Below are 14,218 nucleotides of genomic sequence, written 5' to 3'. Positions count from 1 at the left end.
ACCGCTGTGCCACGGCCTTGTTCTTACTGACGCGCTGGTACACTTGCCTAACTCTCTTTGTTCCAATTTGTGTCTGACTCTGCGGCCTCTCATCTGGTAGATCTGCGCGACCTTCGCCTGGATACTGCCCACGCACTGGTGGCTCAGGCCGGCGGCAGCGAGGCAGCATTGCACCGCGAGGTGCCTTCTCTTTATTTGCAGGGCCTGATCGACGGCCTGTGCGAGTTGTCGCTCAAAGACCCGCTTACGGGACTGGCGAACCGCAGACATTTTCGCGCGGTGCTGGAACGTGAAATCGATCGCGTCACCCGCTCCGGCGAGGCAGCCCTGCTGCTAATGCTGGACATCGACCACTTCAAAAGGGTGAATGACACCCACGGCCATCTGGCTGGCGATGTGGTGCTCCAGTCGGTAGCTCGCACGCTCAGCGCCTGTGTGCGCCCCATGGACACCCTGGCCCGCTACGGCGGCGAAGAATTTGCGGTGGTGCTGCCCGCCTGCCAGGCCGCCTTTGGCCGCGTGGTGGCAGAACGCATCCGGCGCGCAGTGGCCAACACGCCCATCCGCATTTCCCCCACGGTGGAGCTGAACGTCACCGTGAGCATCGGCGGCGCGTTTGCCATGCAGTGGATCCGCTCCACCACCCTGCTGTGGACCGACCGTGCCGACCACCAGCTCTACCAGGCCAAGGCGTCGGGCCGCAACCGTGTCAGCATCGAGGAACAACCCGACAGCACCGTCAGTGCCGAAGAGAAAAGCCTGTTGTTTGGCCCGCTCTACACCCCCTCGGGTTGGGGCGATCTGCCTCCACTGGACCCCAACCCAACAGGCAGCGCCTACTGAAAGTTAGATGATGAGCGACGCGCTGTCCCCCCAACCCACCACGCCTGCAGCCCCTGCAGGCCCTGCCGCCCCCCTGGCCTCGGCCGCTTCTGGTGCCCGCATCATTGCGGTGACCAGCGGCAAAGGGGGTGTGGGCAAGACTTTCGTATCGGCCAACCTGGCCGCAGCCCTCACCCGCCGAGGCCAGCGCGTGCTGGTGCTTGACGCCGACCTGGGCCTGGCCAACCTGGACGTGGTGCTGAACCTGCACCCTAAGATCACCCTGCATGACGTGTTCACCGGCAAAGCCGCGCTGGACGACGCCGTGATCGCCGCGCCTGGTGGCTTTGATGTGCTGCTGGCCGGCTCGGGCATGGTGGAGTATTCGCGCCTCACGCCCGAGGTGCGCAACCAGTTCCTGAATGTGATCCAGGCGCTCACGCCGCGCTACGACGTGGTGCTGCTCGATACCGGCGCCGGCATCTCCGATGTGGTGCTGTTCTCGGTGTCGCTGGCCTCCGAGGTGCTGATCGTGGCCACGCCCGAACCCACCTCGCTCACCGATGCCTACGCCGCCATCAAGGTACTGGCCATGCAGCAAAAGCGCCAACATGTGCGTATGGTCATCAACCAGGCCGCACGCCCGGGCGATGGCCGCGCCATCACCAGCCAGCTGCAGCAGGTGCTCGACCGCTTTGTGAGCACAGAATCCGGCCGCCCCATGCGCCTGATCCACATGGGCGACATCCCGGCCGACCCCTCGGTGCGCGATGCCGTGATGCGCCGCCAGTTGTTGCTGCTGCAGACCCCCGGCTGCCCAGCGGCGCTGGCCATTGCGCAGCTGGCCAACAAGATCGAGTCCACGCTGCTGTCACCAGCGGCCTGACCCGGATACGCCGAGCGGCGCTTGAGGCGCAGCTTGGCCACTGTGACCCACAGGCCCGCCAGCGGGCCTTTGTGCTTTTTTACTGCCGTGAACCCTACCGACACCGTCCTCAACATCTCCTGCTACAAGTTTGTGCCGCTGCCAGATGCCGCCGCGCTGCGCGATGTGCTGCATGAGCGTGCGGTGGCCGCCCAGCTCAAGGGCACCATCCTGCTGGCCGAAGAGGGCATCAACTTCTTTCTGGCGGGCCCGGCCGAAGCTGTGCGTGGTTTTGTGGCTCAGCTGCGTACCGACGAACGCTTTGCCGACCTGGAGCCCAAGGAAAGCTGGTCGGCCACGGTGCCGTTTCGCAAGATGCTGGTCAAGGTCAAGCGCGAGATCATCCGCATGGACCACCCCACCATCCGCCCTGCCGCAGGCCGCGCACCCTCGGTAGACCCGGCCACGCTGCGCCGCTGGCTGGACCAGGGGCACGACGACGAAGGCCGCGAAGTGGTCACGCTCGACACCCGCAATGCTTTTGAGGTGGACGCAGGCACGTTCGACAACGCCATCGACTGGCGCATCGATAAGTTCACCGAGTTTCCCCCTGCACTGCGAGCGCACAAAAGCGAACTGCAGGACAAGACGGTGGTGAGCTTCTGCACAGGCGGCATCCGCTGCGAAAAGGCTGCCATCCTCATGCGCGAGGAAGGCCTGCCGCACGTCTACCAGCTGGAAGGCGGCATCCTGAAATACTTTGAGCTGACGGATGGCGCGCACTACCACGGCGGATGCTTTGTGTTTGATGAGCGCCGCGTGCTGGACACCGGGCTTGCCACCGACACTCCTGCAACGACCGCAGAAAATGCTATCAAATCATGAGCTGCCAGCGCTTGATGCACTAGCGCTACAGCCCATTTTTATCTAAACATCACGCTTTGATCAGGCTTTGAAGCGGTGTTCCGGCAGGGGAATCCATTCCACCTCGCCCGGCACCTGGCCCATAGCCTGTGCCTCCCAGTCGCTGGCAGCCTGCACGATGCGCTCCTTGCGGCTGGAGACAAAGTTCCACCACATGTGGCGCGGCGCATCCAGCGGATCGCCGCCGATCACCATCAGGCGCACGGCACTCTCACCGGCCGACAGAAGCAAAGGCTGGCCGGGTTCCGCCACAGCCAGAATGTGCGCAGGCACCTCAGCGCCGTTCAACGACACCGGTGCATCCACGGTGTACACCGCCAGCTCGGGCACCAGTGTCGGGATCTCCAGGGTGGCGCCCGCAGGCAGCTGCACGTCCAGGTACAAGGTGCGCGAGTAGGTGGCCACCGGCGAGGTCTGACCAAAGGCCTCGCCAATCAACACCCGCACGGTGGCGCCATCCACCAGCAACTCCGGAATGGCCGCCGCAGGCGTGTGCACAAACGAGGGGTCGGCTTCCTCATGGGCGGCTGGCAACGCAGCCCATAGCTGGATGCCATGGTTCACATAAGCCTGGTTCGCAAGGCTCTCCGGGCGGCGCTCGGAGTGCACGATGCCGCGCCCCGCCGTCATCCAGTTGATGGCGCCGGGCTCGATCTGCTGCACGTAGCCCAGGCTGTCGCGGTGCATGATGGCGCCCGAGAACAGGTACGTCACCGTCGCCAGGCCAATGTGCGGATGGGGCCGCACATCGTGGCTGTCGCCCGGTGCCACCGTCACCGGACCGAAGTGGTCGAAAAACAGGAAGGGCCCCACGGCCTTGCGCTGCACCGCGGGCAGCAGGCGGCGCACGGTGAAGCCGCCGCCCAGGTCCTTGGCATGGCCCGTGAGGGGCAGAAAAGAAGTGCTGGGGGTATCGCTCATGCCGCACGCTCCACCACGGTGCTGATCTCGGTCGTCACCGTGGTCATCAGCTTGTGAACCGGGCATTTCTGCGCCACGGTTTCCAGCTCGGCGATCTGGGCATCGGTGAGGTCGCCGCTGACCTGCAGCCGGGTCGCGAGACGGTAGACGCCCGCACGCTCGGCCGAGGCGTCGCGCTCGACCACGGTCTGCACATCGTCCACCGGCAGGCCCTTGCGGCGCGCATACCACAACACCGTGAGCGCCTTGCAGGCCCCCAAGGCAGCGTCATACAGATCGTGCGGGCTCGGGCCGCTGTCGGTGCCGCCCTCTTCCACACTGCCATCGGCCACAAGGTCGTGCGCACGAATGTGCACGGTCTGGGCCATGGGCGCGCCGGGGACGCGCCGCAATTCAACTGCCATGGGGTGTTCTCCTGGTTGTATTGGGGCGCGCCACTGTAGCGCCAAAAGGGGGCTACGCCTTAATGAGAGAGGCGGCGGGCCACGTCGGCCACGCGCTGGCCGAACTGCTTGCCCGTCTCCAGGTCGCCGGGGAACATCTCGGCAGCCGAGGCGTCGGACGGCGACTGGGACATGGCGCCGCTGAACGAGCCGATCCAGTTCACATCGTTGCGCGTGGCCGCCTTGGAGTTGGCGGGCATCATGCCGTTGCCCACCCAGATGCCACCGTGCTGCATGGCCAGGTGGAACATGTAGTCCAGCGTGATCTGCTTGTCGCCGTTGGTGCTGGCGCTGTTGGTAAAGCCAGCGAACAGCTTGTCCTTCCAGGCCTGGCTGAACCAGGGCTTGGACGAGGCGTCGGCAAACTTCTTGAACTGCCAGCTCGGGCCGGCCATGTACGTGGGCGAGCCAAAAATGATGGCACTGGCCGCGGCCAGCGTTTCCCAGCCACCTTCGGGCAGATTGCCCTCTGCATCAATGGCGACCAGCTGAGCGCCTGCGCCCTCCGCCACCGCCTGTGCCAAGCGCTGCGTGTGACCATAACCCGAGTGGTAAACAACTGCGATGTGTGCCATGAGATAACTCCTGTTGAAACGATGAAGGAACGAGACCAGGGGAAAAAACCAAAAGAACGACCGACAAACTATCGACAGAACAACAAAAAACCACGCGATTGAATGCCAGAACCTGCACCCCTGCGGGCTGCAGGCCCTTTATCTACAGACCGGATCAGCGGTCCGAGCGGCGCGCGTCCAGGCTCCAGGCGCCGGCGCCAAAGGCTGCCAGGGCCAGCAGGCCGCCGGTCACGCCCACGTTCTTGAAGAACATGAGCTGCTGCATCATTTGCTTGTCAGCGGGCAAATTCCAGTAGGCATGGAAGAAGAAGCTGGCCACCAGCGTGAAGAAGGCCAGCGCCAGCGCGGCGAACCGGGTGCCCACGCCAAAGATCAGCGCCAAGCTGCCCAGCACTTCGACCGCCGCCGCAATGGCTGCAGCCACCGTGGGCATGGGCAGGCCCACCGAGGTGATGTAACCCACGGTACCGGCAAAGCCGGTGAGCTTGCCAATGCCCGCAGGCAGGAACAGGGCGGCCAGCAGCAGGCGCGATGCCAGGGCCAAGGGGTTTTGCAGGGATGTGAACATGGTGAAGAACTCCTGAGTGAAAGCGGTGACGAAGTAAAGATCAGGCGGCCAGGTCAAACACCAGCACCTCGGCGTCGTGGCCATCGGTCAACGACAAGGTGGTTTCCTTTTCCATCAGCAGCGCATCGCCACCCGACAGGGTCTGGCCGTTGGCAGTCAGCGCGCCGCGCACCAGGTGCACATAGGTCTTGCGGGCGGGGTTCAGCGCCAGAGTGACAGACTCGTCGCCATCCAGCAAACCCGCATACAAGGCTGCATCGGCATGGATCTTCACCGAGCCTTGGGCGCCATCGGGCGACGCCACCAAGCGCAGGGCGCCGCGCTTTTCCGCCTCGGCAAAGGTCTTTTGCTCGTAGCTGGGCGGGATGCCACGCACGTTGGGCTCGATCCAGATCTGCAGGAAGTGCGTGGTCTGGCCTGCAGCGTGGTTGAACTCGCTGTGCTGCACGCCAGTGCCTGCGCTCATGCGCTGCACGTCACCGGGCGGGATGCCCTTGACGTTGCCCATACTGTCCTTGTGGGCCAGTTCGCCCGACAGCACGTAGCTGATGATTTCCATGTCGCGGTGGCCATGGGTGCCAAACCCGGTGCCCGGCGCAATGCGGTCTTCGTTGATGACGCGCAGGTTGCCAAAGCCCATGTGGGCAGGGTCGTAGTACCCGGCGAACGAGAAGCTGTGGAAGGAATTGAGCCAGCCATGGTCGGCGTGGCCCCGGTCTTGCGATTTACGAACAGTCAGCATGTGAGTGCTCCTTTCAAGACTCGAATGTAGGACTGCCACACCCGCTGCGGGCACAGGCGGATTGATGGCAATGTTCAAATAATCTGAATTAACATGGCGCCACCATGCAAAACGCCCGCGATGTCCTCACCCCCGATGCACTGACCATGCTGCAGGTGATTGCCGAGGCCGGCAGCTTTGCCGCCGCCGCACGGCAGCTGGGCCTGGTGCCCAGCGCCCTCACCTACCGCGTGCGCCAGATCGAAGACGCACTGGACGTGCTGCTGTTCGACCGCAGCGCCCGCCAGGCCCGCCCCACCGAGGCCGGGGTAGAGCTGCTGCGCGAAGGCGCGCGCCTGCTGCAGGACATCGATGCCGTGGCCCACCGCGTGCGCCGCGTGGCCACGGGCTGGGAGCCGCAGCTCACGCTGTCGGTGGACGGCATCATCTCGCCCCACACCCTGCTGGAGCTGGTGGACGCGTTCTACGCCATGAAGCCCCCCACGCGCCTCAAGCTGCGCGACGGCATCATGACCGGCACGCTGGAGGCGCTGACCTCCGGCCGCGCCGATCTGGCCATTGGCGTATCGGTCGCCAGCAACAACGTGGCCGGCCTGCAGCAAGGGCTGCTGGGCGATGTTCTCTTCATCTACGTGGTGGCGCCCCACCACCCGCTGGCCACCGCGCCCGAGCCGATCTCCGACGGCACGCTGCTGGAGCACCGCGCCGTGGCCGTGGCCGACTCGGCCACGCGCGGTGGTGCCACCATGGGCCTCCTGGGCGGGCAGGACGTGCTGACGGTGGACACCATGCAGGCCAAGGTGCGCGTGCAGTTGCGCGGCCTGGGTGGCGGTTTTCTGCCCGAACCCATGGTGCGCCCCTACCTGGAGGCCGGTCGCCTGGTGGCGCGCCGCGTGGCCCGGCCGGAGCGCAACGTGCGCGTGCACTACGCCTGGGGCGGCCCTGGCTTCACTGCCCCCGGCCGCGCGCTGCAGTGGTGGCTGAACCAGCTGCAAAGCCCCGCCACACGCCGCGCTCTGCTGGAAAACCACCATCATTTGTGACCCTGATCAAGTGCGCACAGGCCGGCACCGCGTGTAGAGTGGTTGCTGTTGGTTTTGCATCGCATTTCTTTTGCCGACCGTCACCGAAAGGCCTCCCATGAGCAAACCTGATCCTCTCCCCGCCAAACGGCTCCGACGCACCAGCGCCCCTGCCCCTGCGGCCTCCGCAGCGCCGGCCGCCCCCATCACCCCGTCCGGCAAACCGCAGCGCCACTTCGCGATCATTGGCGCGGGCATGGCGGGCATTGTCTGTGCCCGCACCCTGGTCCAGGCCGGCCACCGGGTGACAGTGTTCGAAAAGTCCCACCAGGCCGGCGGCCGCACCGCCACCATCGACAGCCCCTTTGGCAACTTTGATGCCGGTGCCCAATATTTCACCGTGCGCGACCCGCGCTTTGCCCGAGCCATCGACACCGTGCCCGGCATCTGCAAGCGCTGGAGCGCCAATTCGGTCCAGGTGCTGGACGCCGCAGGCCGGGTGGCCGCCGTGGGACTGCCCCACCGCGAAGCCCACTGGGTCGCCACCCCGGGCATGCAGTCGCTGGTGACCACCTGGGCGGAACCCTTGGCCCAGGCAGGCCAGCTGGTCACCCACACCCGCGTCACCCGCATCGAACCCGACGCCGTGAACGCACCCGGGTGGCAACTGCGCACCGAAGGCGCTGGCGGCGAGCAGCATGTGTATGCGGGCTTTGACGCGGTACTGCTGGCCCAGCCCTCGGTGCCCGCACAGGCCTTGATTTCCGGCTCCGGGCTCGACTCCTCGCTGGCCGACGCCATGTCCAAGGTGGCCATCGCGCCCTGCTGGACCCTGATGCTGGCCTACCCCCAGGCCGTACGCCCCGGCCTCACCACGCTCGGCCCGCAATGGAACGCCGCGCGCAGCACCCACCACCGCATTGCCTGGCTGGCGCGCGAGTCGTCCAAGCCGGGCCGCAACGTGGTGGAGCGCTGGACGGTGCAGGCCAGCCCCGCCTGGTCGGCAGAACACCTCGAAGACGACGAAGCCCGCGTGCAGGCCAAGCTGCTCAAGGCATTTGCCGAGGTCACCGGCATCCGGGCCGAGCCCGCGCATGCCGACACCCGCCGCTGGCGCTATGCGCAAACCACCCACCCGCTGGGCAAGAGCCACCTGTGGGATGCCAAGGCCGGCCTGGGCGCCTGCGGAGACTGGTGCCTGGGGCACCGGCTGGAAGATGCCTTTGTGTCGGGCCTGGAACTGGCACTTGCCGTGGCATGACGGGGGGCGTAGGAGCAACGCCGCACAACGGGGGCAGCCCCGCAGCACGCCCAGAGGAGCGCAATGTGGGGCGCTATGTGGGGCGGTTTGCCCCCTCCCCCACGGGCCCGCTGCACGCGGGCTCTCTGGTGGCCGCGCTGGCCAGCTGGCTGGATGCACGCGCGCACAACGGCCGGTGGCTGGTGCGCATCGAGGATGTCGACCAGCCCCGCTGCGTGCCGGGGGCTGACACCTTCATCCTGCAGCAACTGGCCACCTGCGGCCTGCACCCCGATGCCCCGCCCCAGTGGCAGTCAGCGCGCAGCAGTCTGTACCAGCGTGCCCTGGACCAGCTGGTGGCGCAGGGCGATGCCTATCCCTGCGCCTGTTCACGCAAGGACGTCGAAGACGCCCATGCCGCGCAGGGCCATGCCCGCGAGCGGCATGCGGCACTGCCCTACCCCGGCACCTGCCGGCAGGGGCTGCACGGCCGCACGGGGCGCTCCTGGCGCTTCAATGTCACAGACTTCAAGCCAAAACAGCCTATTGCGCCAGTGGATCATGCCTGCAGCGCTACATATTCAGTAGCAGATGGCCTGCTGCATTGGCACGACCGCCGCCTGGGACGCCAGCAGCAACAGGTGGCTAACGCCGTAGGCGACTTCGTGCTGCGCCGCGCAGACGGGCTGTGGGCTTACCAGCTGGCCGTGGTGGTGGACGATGCCGACCAGGGCATCACCGACGTGGTCCGGGGAGAGGACCTGGCAGACAACACCCCGCGCCAGATCCTGCTGCAGCAGGCGCTGGGGCTGCCCACGCCGCGCTATCTGCACACCCCGCTGGTGTGCGGTGACAACGGCGAAAAGCTCTCCAAACAAAACGGCGCCCAGGCGCTGGACCTGGACAACCCCTTACGGGCCTTGTCGCACGCCGCGCTGGCCCTGGGCTTGCCCGCTGTGGCAAATCTGCACAACATTTGCATACCCGACGCACTGGCACAGTGGGTCGCGGCGTGGCGACGAAACTACAATGGCCCACCGTGACCGAATTGACCACAGCCTCCGCCCCCGCCAGTGCTGCGCCCGCAGCCTCCACCGCCCCCACAGCGCCCACTGCACAGGGCTCTGCCCCCGCCGGTGTGACCCACCCCAAAACCATCAAGAGCTTTGTGCGCCGCGCCGGCCGCACCACCACGGGCCAGGCCAAGGCCTTTGAAGACTTCGGCCCGCGTTTTGTGCTGCCCTACACCGCTGCGCCGCTGGACGCCACCGGCGCCTTTGGCCGCAGCGCGCCGCTGGTGCTGGAGATCGGTTTTGGCATGGGCGAGGCCACGGCCCATATTGCCCGCGTGCGGCCAGACGACAACTTTCTGTGCTGCGAGGTGCATGAGCCCGGCGTGGGCGCCCTGCTCAAGCGCATTGGCGAACAGGACCTGACCAACATCCGCATCCTGCAGCACGACGCCGTGGAGGTGATCGACCACATGCTGCCGCCCGGCGTTCTGGATGGCGTGCACATCTTCTTCCCCGACCCCTGGCACAAGAAAAAGCACAACAAGCGCCGCCTGATCCAGCCCCCGCTGGTGGCCAAGCTGGCTGCACGCCTCAAGCCCGGCGGCTACCTGCATTGCGCCACCGACTGGCAACCCTACGCAGAGCAGATGCTGCAGGTGCTGAGCGCCGAGCCCCTGCTGCAAAACACCGCAGACGGCTTTGCCCCGCAACCCGACTACCGCCCGCTGACCAAGTTCGAAAACCGAGGCCTGCGACTGGGCCATGGGGTGTGGGACGTGGTGTTTGTGCGCCGTAACTGACCCAACGACATGCCCCGATCGGCCCGCAGCACACCGCCTATGAAACCCATCCTGCAAAACCTGGTGGAGATGACTGGCCACCGCGACCACCTGCGGCTGGAGGTGTCGGTGCTGTCCACGCTGCAGAAACTCAGCAGCATCATCGAGGTGCGGGCCCTGGAACTGTTCACAGAGGGCGGCGTGCCCCATGTGCGCCCCCGCACCTGGGTGGATAACGGCCAGCTGGTGTCCACCGACTCCGAAGCTGCAGCCGACCCCCGCAGGGAGCCGCTGGACCAGTACCCCGCCCTGCGGGACTGCGTGGACAACCGGGGCGAGCGCGCCCTGGCCTCACCCCGCCGGGGCCGCCATGTGCTCTGGCTGCCGGTGTGGATGCACGACAAGGTCAGCACCTGCCTGGAGATCACCCAGTCGCGCCCGTTCTCGGCCCACAAGCTTGACGTGCTCATGGGCGTGTTTCAGGTGTACCAGAACTACCAGAGCCTGCTCGACTACAGCGAGCGCGATGCGCTCACCGGCCTGTTCAACCGCAAGACGTTTGACGAGCAGTTCTCCCGCTACACCATGAGCGGGCTGGCCAGCCGGTCTGGTGCAGTCACCGAGTCCTTTGCGGCCGAAGAAACCGCCGTGGCCAGCGACAACGAGCCCGTGCAGCAATGGCTGGCGGTGGTGGATATCGACCACTTCAAGCAGGTCAACGACCGCTTTGGCCACCTGTATGGTGACGAAGTGCTGATCCTGATCGCCAACATTCTGCGCAGCTCATTCCGCAGCCACGACCGCATCTTCCGCTTTGGCGGCGAAGAGTTTGTGGTGCTGCTGCGCTCCACCACGCTGAGCACTGCCCACAAGGTGTTCAACCGCTTCCGGCTGGCCGTGCAGGAGTACCACTTCCCGCAGGTGGGCCAGGTGACGGTGAGCCTGGGTTTTGTGAGTACCACGCGCGGTTCGCCCGTCGAAATCCTGGGCCAGGCCGATCAGGCGCTGTACTACGCCAAGGAACATGGCCGCAACCAGGTCTGCTTCTACGACGATCTGGTGGCCAGCGGGCACCTGGCGACCAAGGTCGCCAACGACGACGTCGAATTGTTCTGAGCGGGCTGCGCCCTCCGCAGCCCCCCACCACTTTCTACGAACCGCTACCCAAAGGCGGGTACTGACCAGGCCGGATTCCATCGGCCACCGTGCAGTGCGCAGTGCGGTGCCCCCTGTCAGCCCAGCGATGCAAGGATCGCCTCCACATTCACCTCATCGCGCTGCGCAGGCGTCAGGAAGCGCTCTGCGTAGTCACGCCACACACCACTGGTCAGGAAGAAGCGGAACACCTCGGCATCGATGTGCCGCTCGCGCACCATGTGGGTCATGATCTTGAGCGACTCGGACAGCGTCTTGGGTGGCTTGTAGGGCCGGTCGGCCGCAGTCAGCGCCTCAAAGATATCGGCCAGGGTCATCACACGGTCGGCCAAGGTCAGCTCTGGCGCCTTCAGGCGCCGTGGATAGCCAGTGCCGTCCAGCTTTTCGTGGTGGGACCCGGCAATCGCCGGCACGCGCGCCAGGTGCGGCGGAAACGGCAGACCACTGAGCATGATGATGGTCTGCACGATGTGGTCGTTGATCTTGAAGCGGTCTTCGGCGGTGAGCGTGCCCCGCTGTATGGACAGGTTGTGCAGCTCACCCAGGTGCGCCTCGTACGGCGGCAGCACCATGTCGAAGCCCCAGCGGTTGGCGGGGTTGCCCGCCTCCACCGGCGGCTTGCGGGTGCCCCAGGACACGATGTGCTCCGGCCGGTCGGCCAGCAACGGCTCGTTGGCGGGCAAGGGGCGCACCGGCACGGTCGAAAGCCGCAGCATCTCGGCCGCCGACAGGCCCAGGCGGTCGTCAAAATGCCGCTGCCAGATCTGGCGGCCAATGGCCTTGAGGCGGGCGATGTCCGCCTCGGCCATGAATTCACCCCCGACGTTGCAGCGGGCCACAAAGGCAAAGTCGTCCTGCAACTGTTCGCGCCGTTGCAGCAGCTCGCGCTGCAGGCGCACCGGGTCCACGCCCGACACATGCTGCTTCCAGTAGTCCAGCTCTGCGTCCCGCCACAACACCTCAAAGCGCATGCGCACCTCATGAATGCGGTTGTAGAGCGTTTCCAGCTTGGTGGCCTTGTCGATGATGTGCTCCGGGCTGGTGACCTTGCCGCAGTCGTGCAGCCAGGCCCCCAGGCGGAACTCGTAGCGCTCGGCGTCGGTCATGGTGACCTGGGCAAACGGGCCGTCTTTGGCTGCACACATGCGGTCCATGAGTGCTTCGGCCAGCTCGGGCACCCGCTCGCAGTGGCCGCCGGTGTAGGGGCTCTTGGCGTCGATGGCGTCGGCCAGCAGGCGGATGACGGCGTCCAGCAGCTTCTTTTGGCCTTCGATCAGGCTGCGGGTCTCAATGGCTACAGATAGCGTGCCCGACAGCTTTTCGACGAAGGCCCGGAAATGCGCGTCGTCCTGCGTCTGGTCTGCGATGTAGCGCAGCACCAGCAGGCCCAGGGGCTGCCCGTCGCGGGTGCGCAGCTGCACGCGCAGTACGCGGGCGGGCTCGGTGTCATCGTCGTCTTCGTGCTGGTCACCAGGCTGGGGCTCGGTGTGGTTGATGAAATGCACCATGGCCAGGTGCTCGGGGTAGCGGGACTGCTGCTCCGGGTCCTCGCAATGGCGGGCCGCGCGCAGCAAGCCGGTGCGTTGCGGGTCCACCAGGTACACCGCACCGCCGGTGCAACTGGTGGCGCGCACCAGCTCGTACAGCACACTCGACAGCATCAGGTCAGTGCGCGATTCGGCGCTGATGTGGTGGGTGATGTGCAGGAACTCCTGGATGGTGTCGGACATGCGGTCCATCACCTGCCCCAGGTCGCGCACCTCGCGCACTGGCGACACCCGCCGTTCGGGCCGCCGGAAATCAAACCGCGCCAGCGCCCTGGCCTGCAACGCCAGCCCGAACAGGCTGCGTCCCACCCGTCGGCCAGCGAGCCAGCCCAACGGCAGCATCAGACCGATGAGCGACACCGACAGCCACACCTGCTGGCGCAAATTGTTGTTCACGTCGGCCAGCAGCTCCTTGGTGGGAATCGCCATCAGAATCTGCAGCCCCTGCCAGCGCATCGACGCCAGCGGCAGCGAGCGGCCCAGCCATTCCTCGCCATCGGCCTGCAGGCGGCGCGACTCGCCATCTTTCAGGCCGAGCACCTGCAGAGCTTGCAGGCTGGGCACGCCCAGGTCGTCCAGCGCACGCAGCCGAAGGCCGGGCGTGTTGCCATCGCGCAGCAGCACGCGCGACATGTCGGGGTAGGCCAGCACGCGGCGGTCTTTGTCCACCACCGCAATCTCGGTGCGGGGCATCAGGCGCAGGCCACTGATTTCATGCCCCAGGTCGGTCAGGGCCACGTCCAGGCCAATCACCGCACGCCCGTCCTCGCTGGGCTGGCTCAGGGTGATGCCGACTTCCTGCGTGGTGAAGAACACATAGGGCGATGTGAGGATCTGGGTGTTCTGCTCCAGCGCCTCGGCATACCAGGGACGGGTACGGGGGTCATAGCGGTATTCCGGGCGGACGGCGGAGTCGATCAGCCGCAAGTCCGCGTCGTAATAGCTCCAGCGCCCCACCATGCCCGCCAAGCCGCGCTCCCGCGCCATGGACTGCACCAGGTACGCCGTTTTGGGCGGTGCATCCAGCCGCACCCGCAAGGCCTCGTTGCGCACCGGTCGCACCAGCAGAAACTGCCCGTCCGGGTAACCGATGAACACTGCCGACAGCAGCTGGTTCTGCTCCAGCAGCCGCGCCAGCACAGGCAGACGCCGCAGCCGTGCTGGCAGGGTGGACGCCGAGGCGACCGGGTCGAACGCCAGCAGGCGGATGGTGGCATCGGCCGGGTCCACGATGCGGTGTACCCGTTCGGCGATCAACTGGCTGATGCGCTGCGCGCTCTCGTCCGACGCCGCAATGATGGCCTGGCGCGCGCTGGTGCTGACCTGGTACACCAACAACGCTGTCAGCAACAGCATGGCGGTGACCACCACGGTGGCGATCAGGACCTCAAAGGGGATGGTGATACGGCGCCACCATGGCAGGTGGCCGCCTTGGCCCGCCAAAGCAGCACCATTGCCGCGCAGCACAGCGGACGGCGGCGGGTCTTGGAGGCTGTCGCGCAGGGTGTCCATGCGCTGCACTTTAGGGTGAAAGCCCGCGTTCCGTCACCCTCTTTTTGGCAGCCATGGCTGCCACACCACAGCGGCCGGTGCCGCTGTGGT

Annotated in this window: 14 protein-coding genes; 8 read left to right on the top strand and 6 right to left on the bottom strand. The window is 66.2% G+C overall.

The genetic code is table 11. The annotated features are described in order from the left end of the window. Nucleotides 1-69: 69 nt before the first annotated feature. The 3 genes from C380_RS11100 to C380_RS11090 all read left to right on the top strand — a co-directional run bounded on the left by C380_RS11100 (nucleotide 70) and on the right by C380_RS11090 (nucleotide 2,572). Entirely contained in the window at nucleotides 70-843 is a 774-nt protein-coding gene (locus C380_RS11100; RefSeq protein WP_043566426.1) for a GGDEF domain-containing protein, read from the top strand. A 10-nt stretch (nucleotides 844-853) separates the two neighbouring features. Next, the gene (locus C380_RS11095) at nucleotides 854-1,708 is read left to right on the top strand and encodes a MinD/ParA family protein (RefSeq protein WP_015013942.1); all 855 of its coding nucleotides are present in this window, start codon (nucleotides 854-856) and stop codon (nucleotides 1,706-1,708) included. Between the two features lie 87 nt (nucleotides 1,709-1,795). Then, nucleotides 1,796-2,572, top strand: a complete 777-nt coding sequence (locus C380_RS11090) for a sulfurtransferase (RefSeq protein ID WP_043566424.1) — start codon at nucleotides 1,796-1,798, stop codon at nucleotides 2,570-2,572. 60 nt (nucleotides 2,573-2,632) lie between these two features. On the opposite strand, the gene C380_RS11085 is transcribed toward C380_RS11090, so the two are convergent. From C380_RS11085 to C380_RS11065, 5 genes are all read right to left on the bottom strand, one after another. Then, nucleotides 2,633-3,532 (bottom strand): pirin family protein, encoded by a 900-nt coding sequence (locus tag C380_RS11085; RefSeq protein ID WP_015013940.1) that lies wholly within the window; start codon nucleotides 3,530-3,532, stop codon nucleotides 2,633-2,635. Beyond that, nucleotides 3,529-3,936 (bottom strand): OsmC family protein, encoded by a 408-nt coding sequence (locus tag C380_RS11080; protein WP_015013939.1) that lies wholly within the window; start codon nucleotides 3,934-3,936, stop codon nucleotides 3,529-3,531. The genes C380_RS11085 and C380_RS11080 overlap by 4 nt, the downstream gene beginning before the upstream one ends. 59 nt (nucleotides 3,937-3,995) lie before the next feature. Beyond that, nucleotides 3,996-4,550 carry a flavodoxin family protein gene (locus C380_RS11075; RefSeq protein WP_015013938.1) on the bottom strand — a complete coding sequence of 185 codons (555 nt, stop codon included), beginning with the start codon at nucleotides 4,548-4,550 and terminating at the stop codon, nucleotides 3,996-3,998. 154 nt (nucleotides 4,551-4,704) lie between these two features. Then, nucleotides 4,705-5,118, bottom strand: a complete 414-nt coding sequence (locus C380_RS11070; protein WP_015013937.1) for a DoxX family protein — start codon at nucleotides 5,116-5,118, stop codon at nucleotides 4,705-4,707. A gap of 40 nt (nucleotides 5,119-5,158) precedes the next feature. Continuing rightward, entirely contained in the window at nucleotides 5,159-5,860 is a 702-nt protein-coding gene (locus C380_RS11065) for a pirin family protein (protein ID WP_015013936.1), read from the bottom strand. A gap of 104 nt (nucleotides 5,861-5,964) precedes the next feature. Here C380_RS11065 and C380_RS11060 point away from each other — a divergent pair, with 104 nt between their 5' ends. The 5 genes from C380_RS11060 to C380_RS11040 all read left to right on the top strand — a co-directional run bounded on the left by C380_RS11060 (nucleotide 5,965) and on the right by C380_RS11040 (nucleotide 11,030). After that, the gene (locus C380_RS11060) at nucleotides 5,965-6,903 is read left to right on the top strand and encodes a LysR family transcriptional regulator (RefSeq protein ID WP_015013935.1); all 939 of its coding nucleotides are present in this window, start codon (nucleotides 5,965-5,967) and stop codon (nucleotides 6,901-6,903) included. Between the two features lie 235 nt (nucleotides 6,904-7,138). Further along, nucleotides 7,139-8,143 (top strand): NAD(P)/FAD-dependent oxidoreductase, encoded by a 1,005-nt coding sequence (locus tag C380_RS11055; RefSeq protein WP_043566421.1) that lies wholly within the window; start codon nucleotides 7,139-7,141, stop codon nucleotides 8,141-8,143. Continuing rightward, nucleotides 8,140-9,165: a tRNA glutamyl-Q(34) synthetase GluQRS gene (gene gluQRS / locus C380_RS11050; RefSeq protein ID WP_083871608.1), complete on the top strand. Its 1,026-nt coding sequence runs from the start codon at nucleotides 8,140-8,142 to the stop codon at nucleotides 9,163-9,165. Before C380_RS11055 ends, gluQRS begins: the two co-directional genes overlap by 4 nt. Further along, nucleotides 9,162-9,935, top strand: a complete 774-nt coding sequence (trmB, locus tag C380_RS11045; RefSeq protein WP_015013932.1) for a tRNA (guanosine(46)-N7)-methyltransferase TrmB — start codon at nucleotides 9,162-9,164, stop codon at nucleotides 9,933-9,935. The genes gluQRS and trmB overlap by 4 nt, the downstream gene beginning before the upstream one ends. 39 nt (nucleotides 9,936-9,974) lie before the next feature. Further along, complete coding sequence (locus tag C380_RS11040; RefSeq protein WP_015013931.1) at nucleotides 9,975-11,030, top strand: GGDEF domain-containing protein; 1,056 nt, start codon at nucleotides 9,975-9,977, stop codon at nucleotides 11,028-11,030. A gap of 116 nt (nucleotides 11,031-11,146) precedes the next feature. Here C380_RS11040 and C380_RS11035 read toward each other — a convergent pair whose 3' ends face one another. Beyond that, nucleotides 11,147-14,128: an HD domain-containing phosphohydrolase gene (locus tag C380_RS11035; RefSeq protein WP_015013930.1), complete on the bottom strand. Its 2,982-nt coding sequence runs from the start codon at nucleotides 14,126-14,128 to the stop codon at nucleotides 11,147-11,149. Nucleotides 14,129-14,218: the final 90 nt, after the last annotated feature.

This window comes from Acidovorax sp. KKS102 (genome assembly GCF_000302535.1).
In the GTDB taxonomy this organism is placed as follows: Bacteria; Pseudomonadota; Gammaproteobacteria; order Burkholderiales; family Burkholderiaceae_C; genus Acidovorax.
The sequence above is the reverse complement of the archived record's forward strand: the minus strand, read 5'-3'. Positions and strand labels throughout refer to the sequence as shown.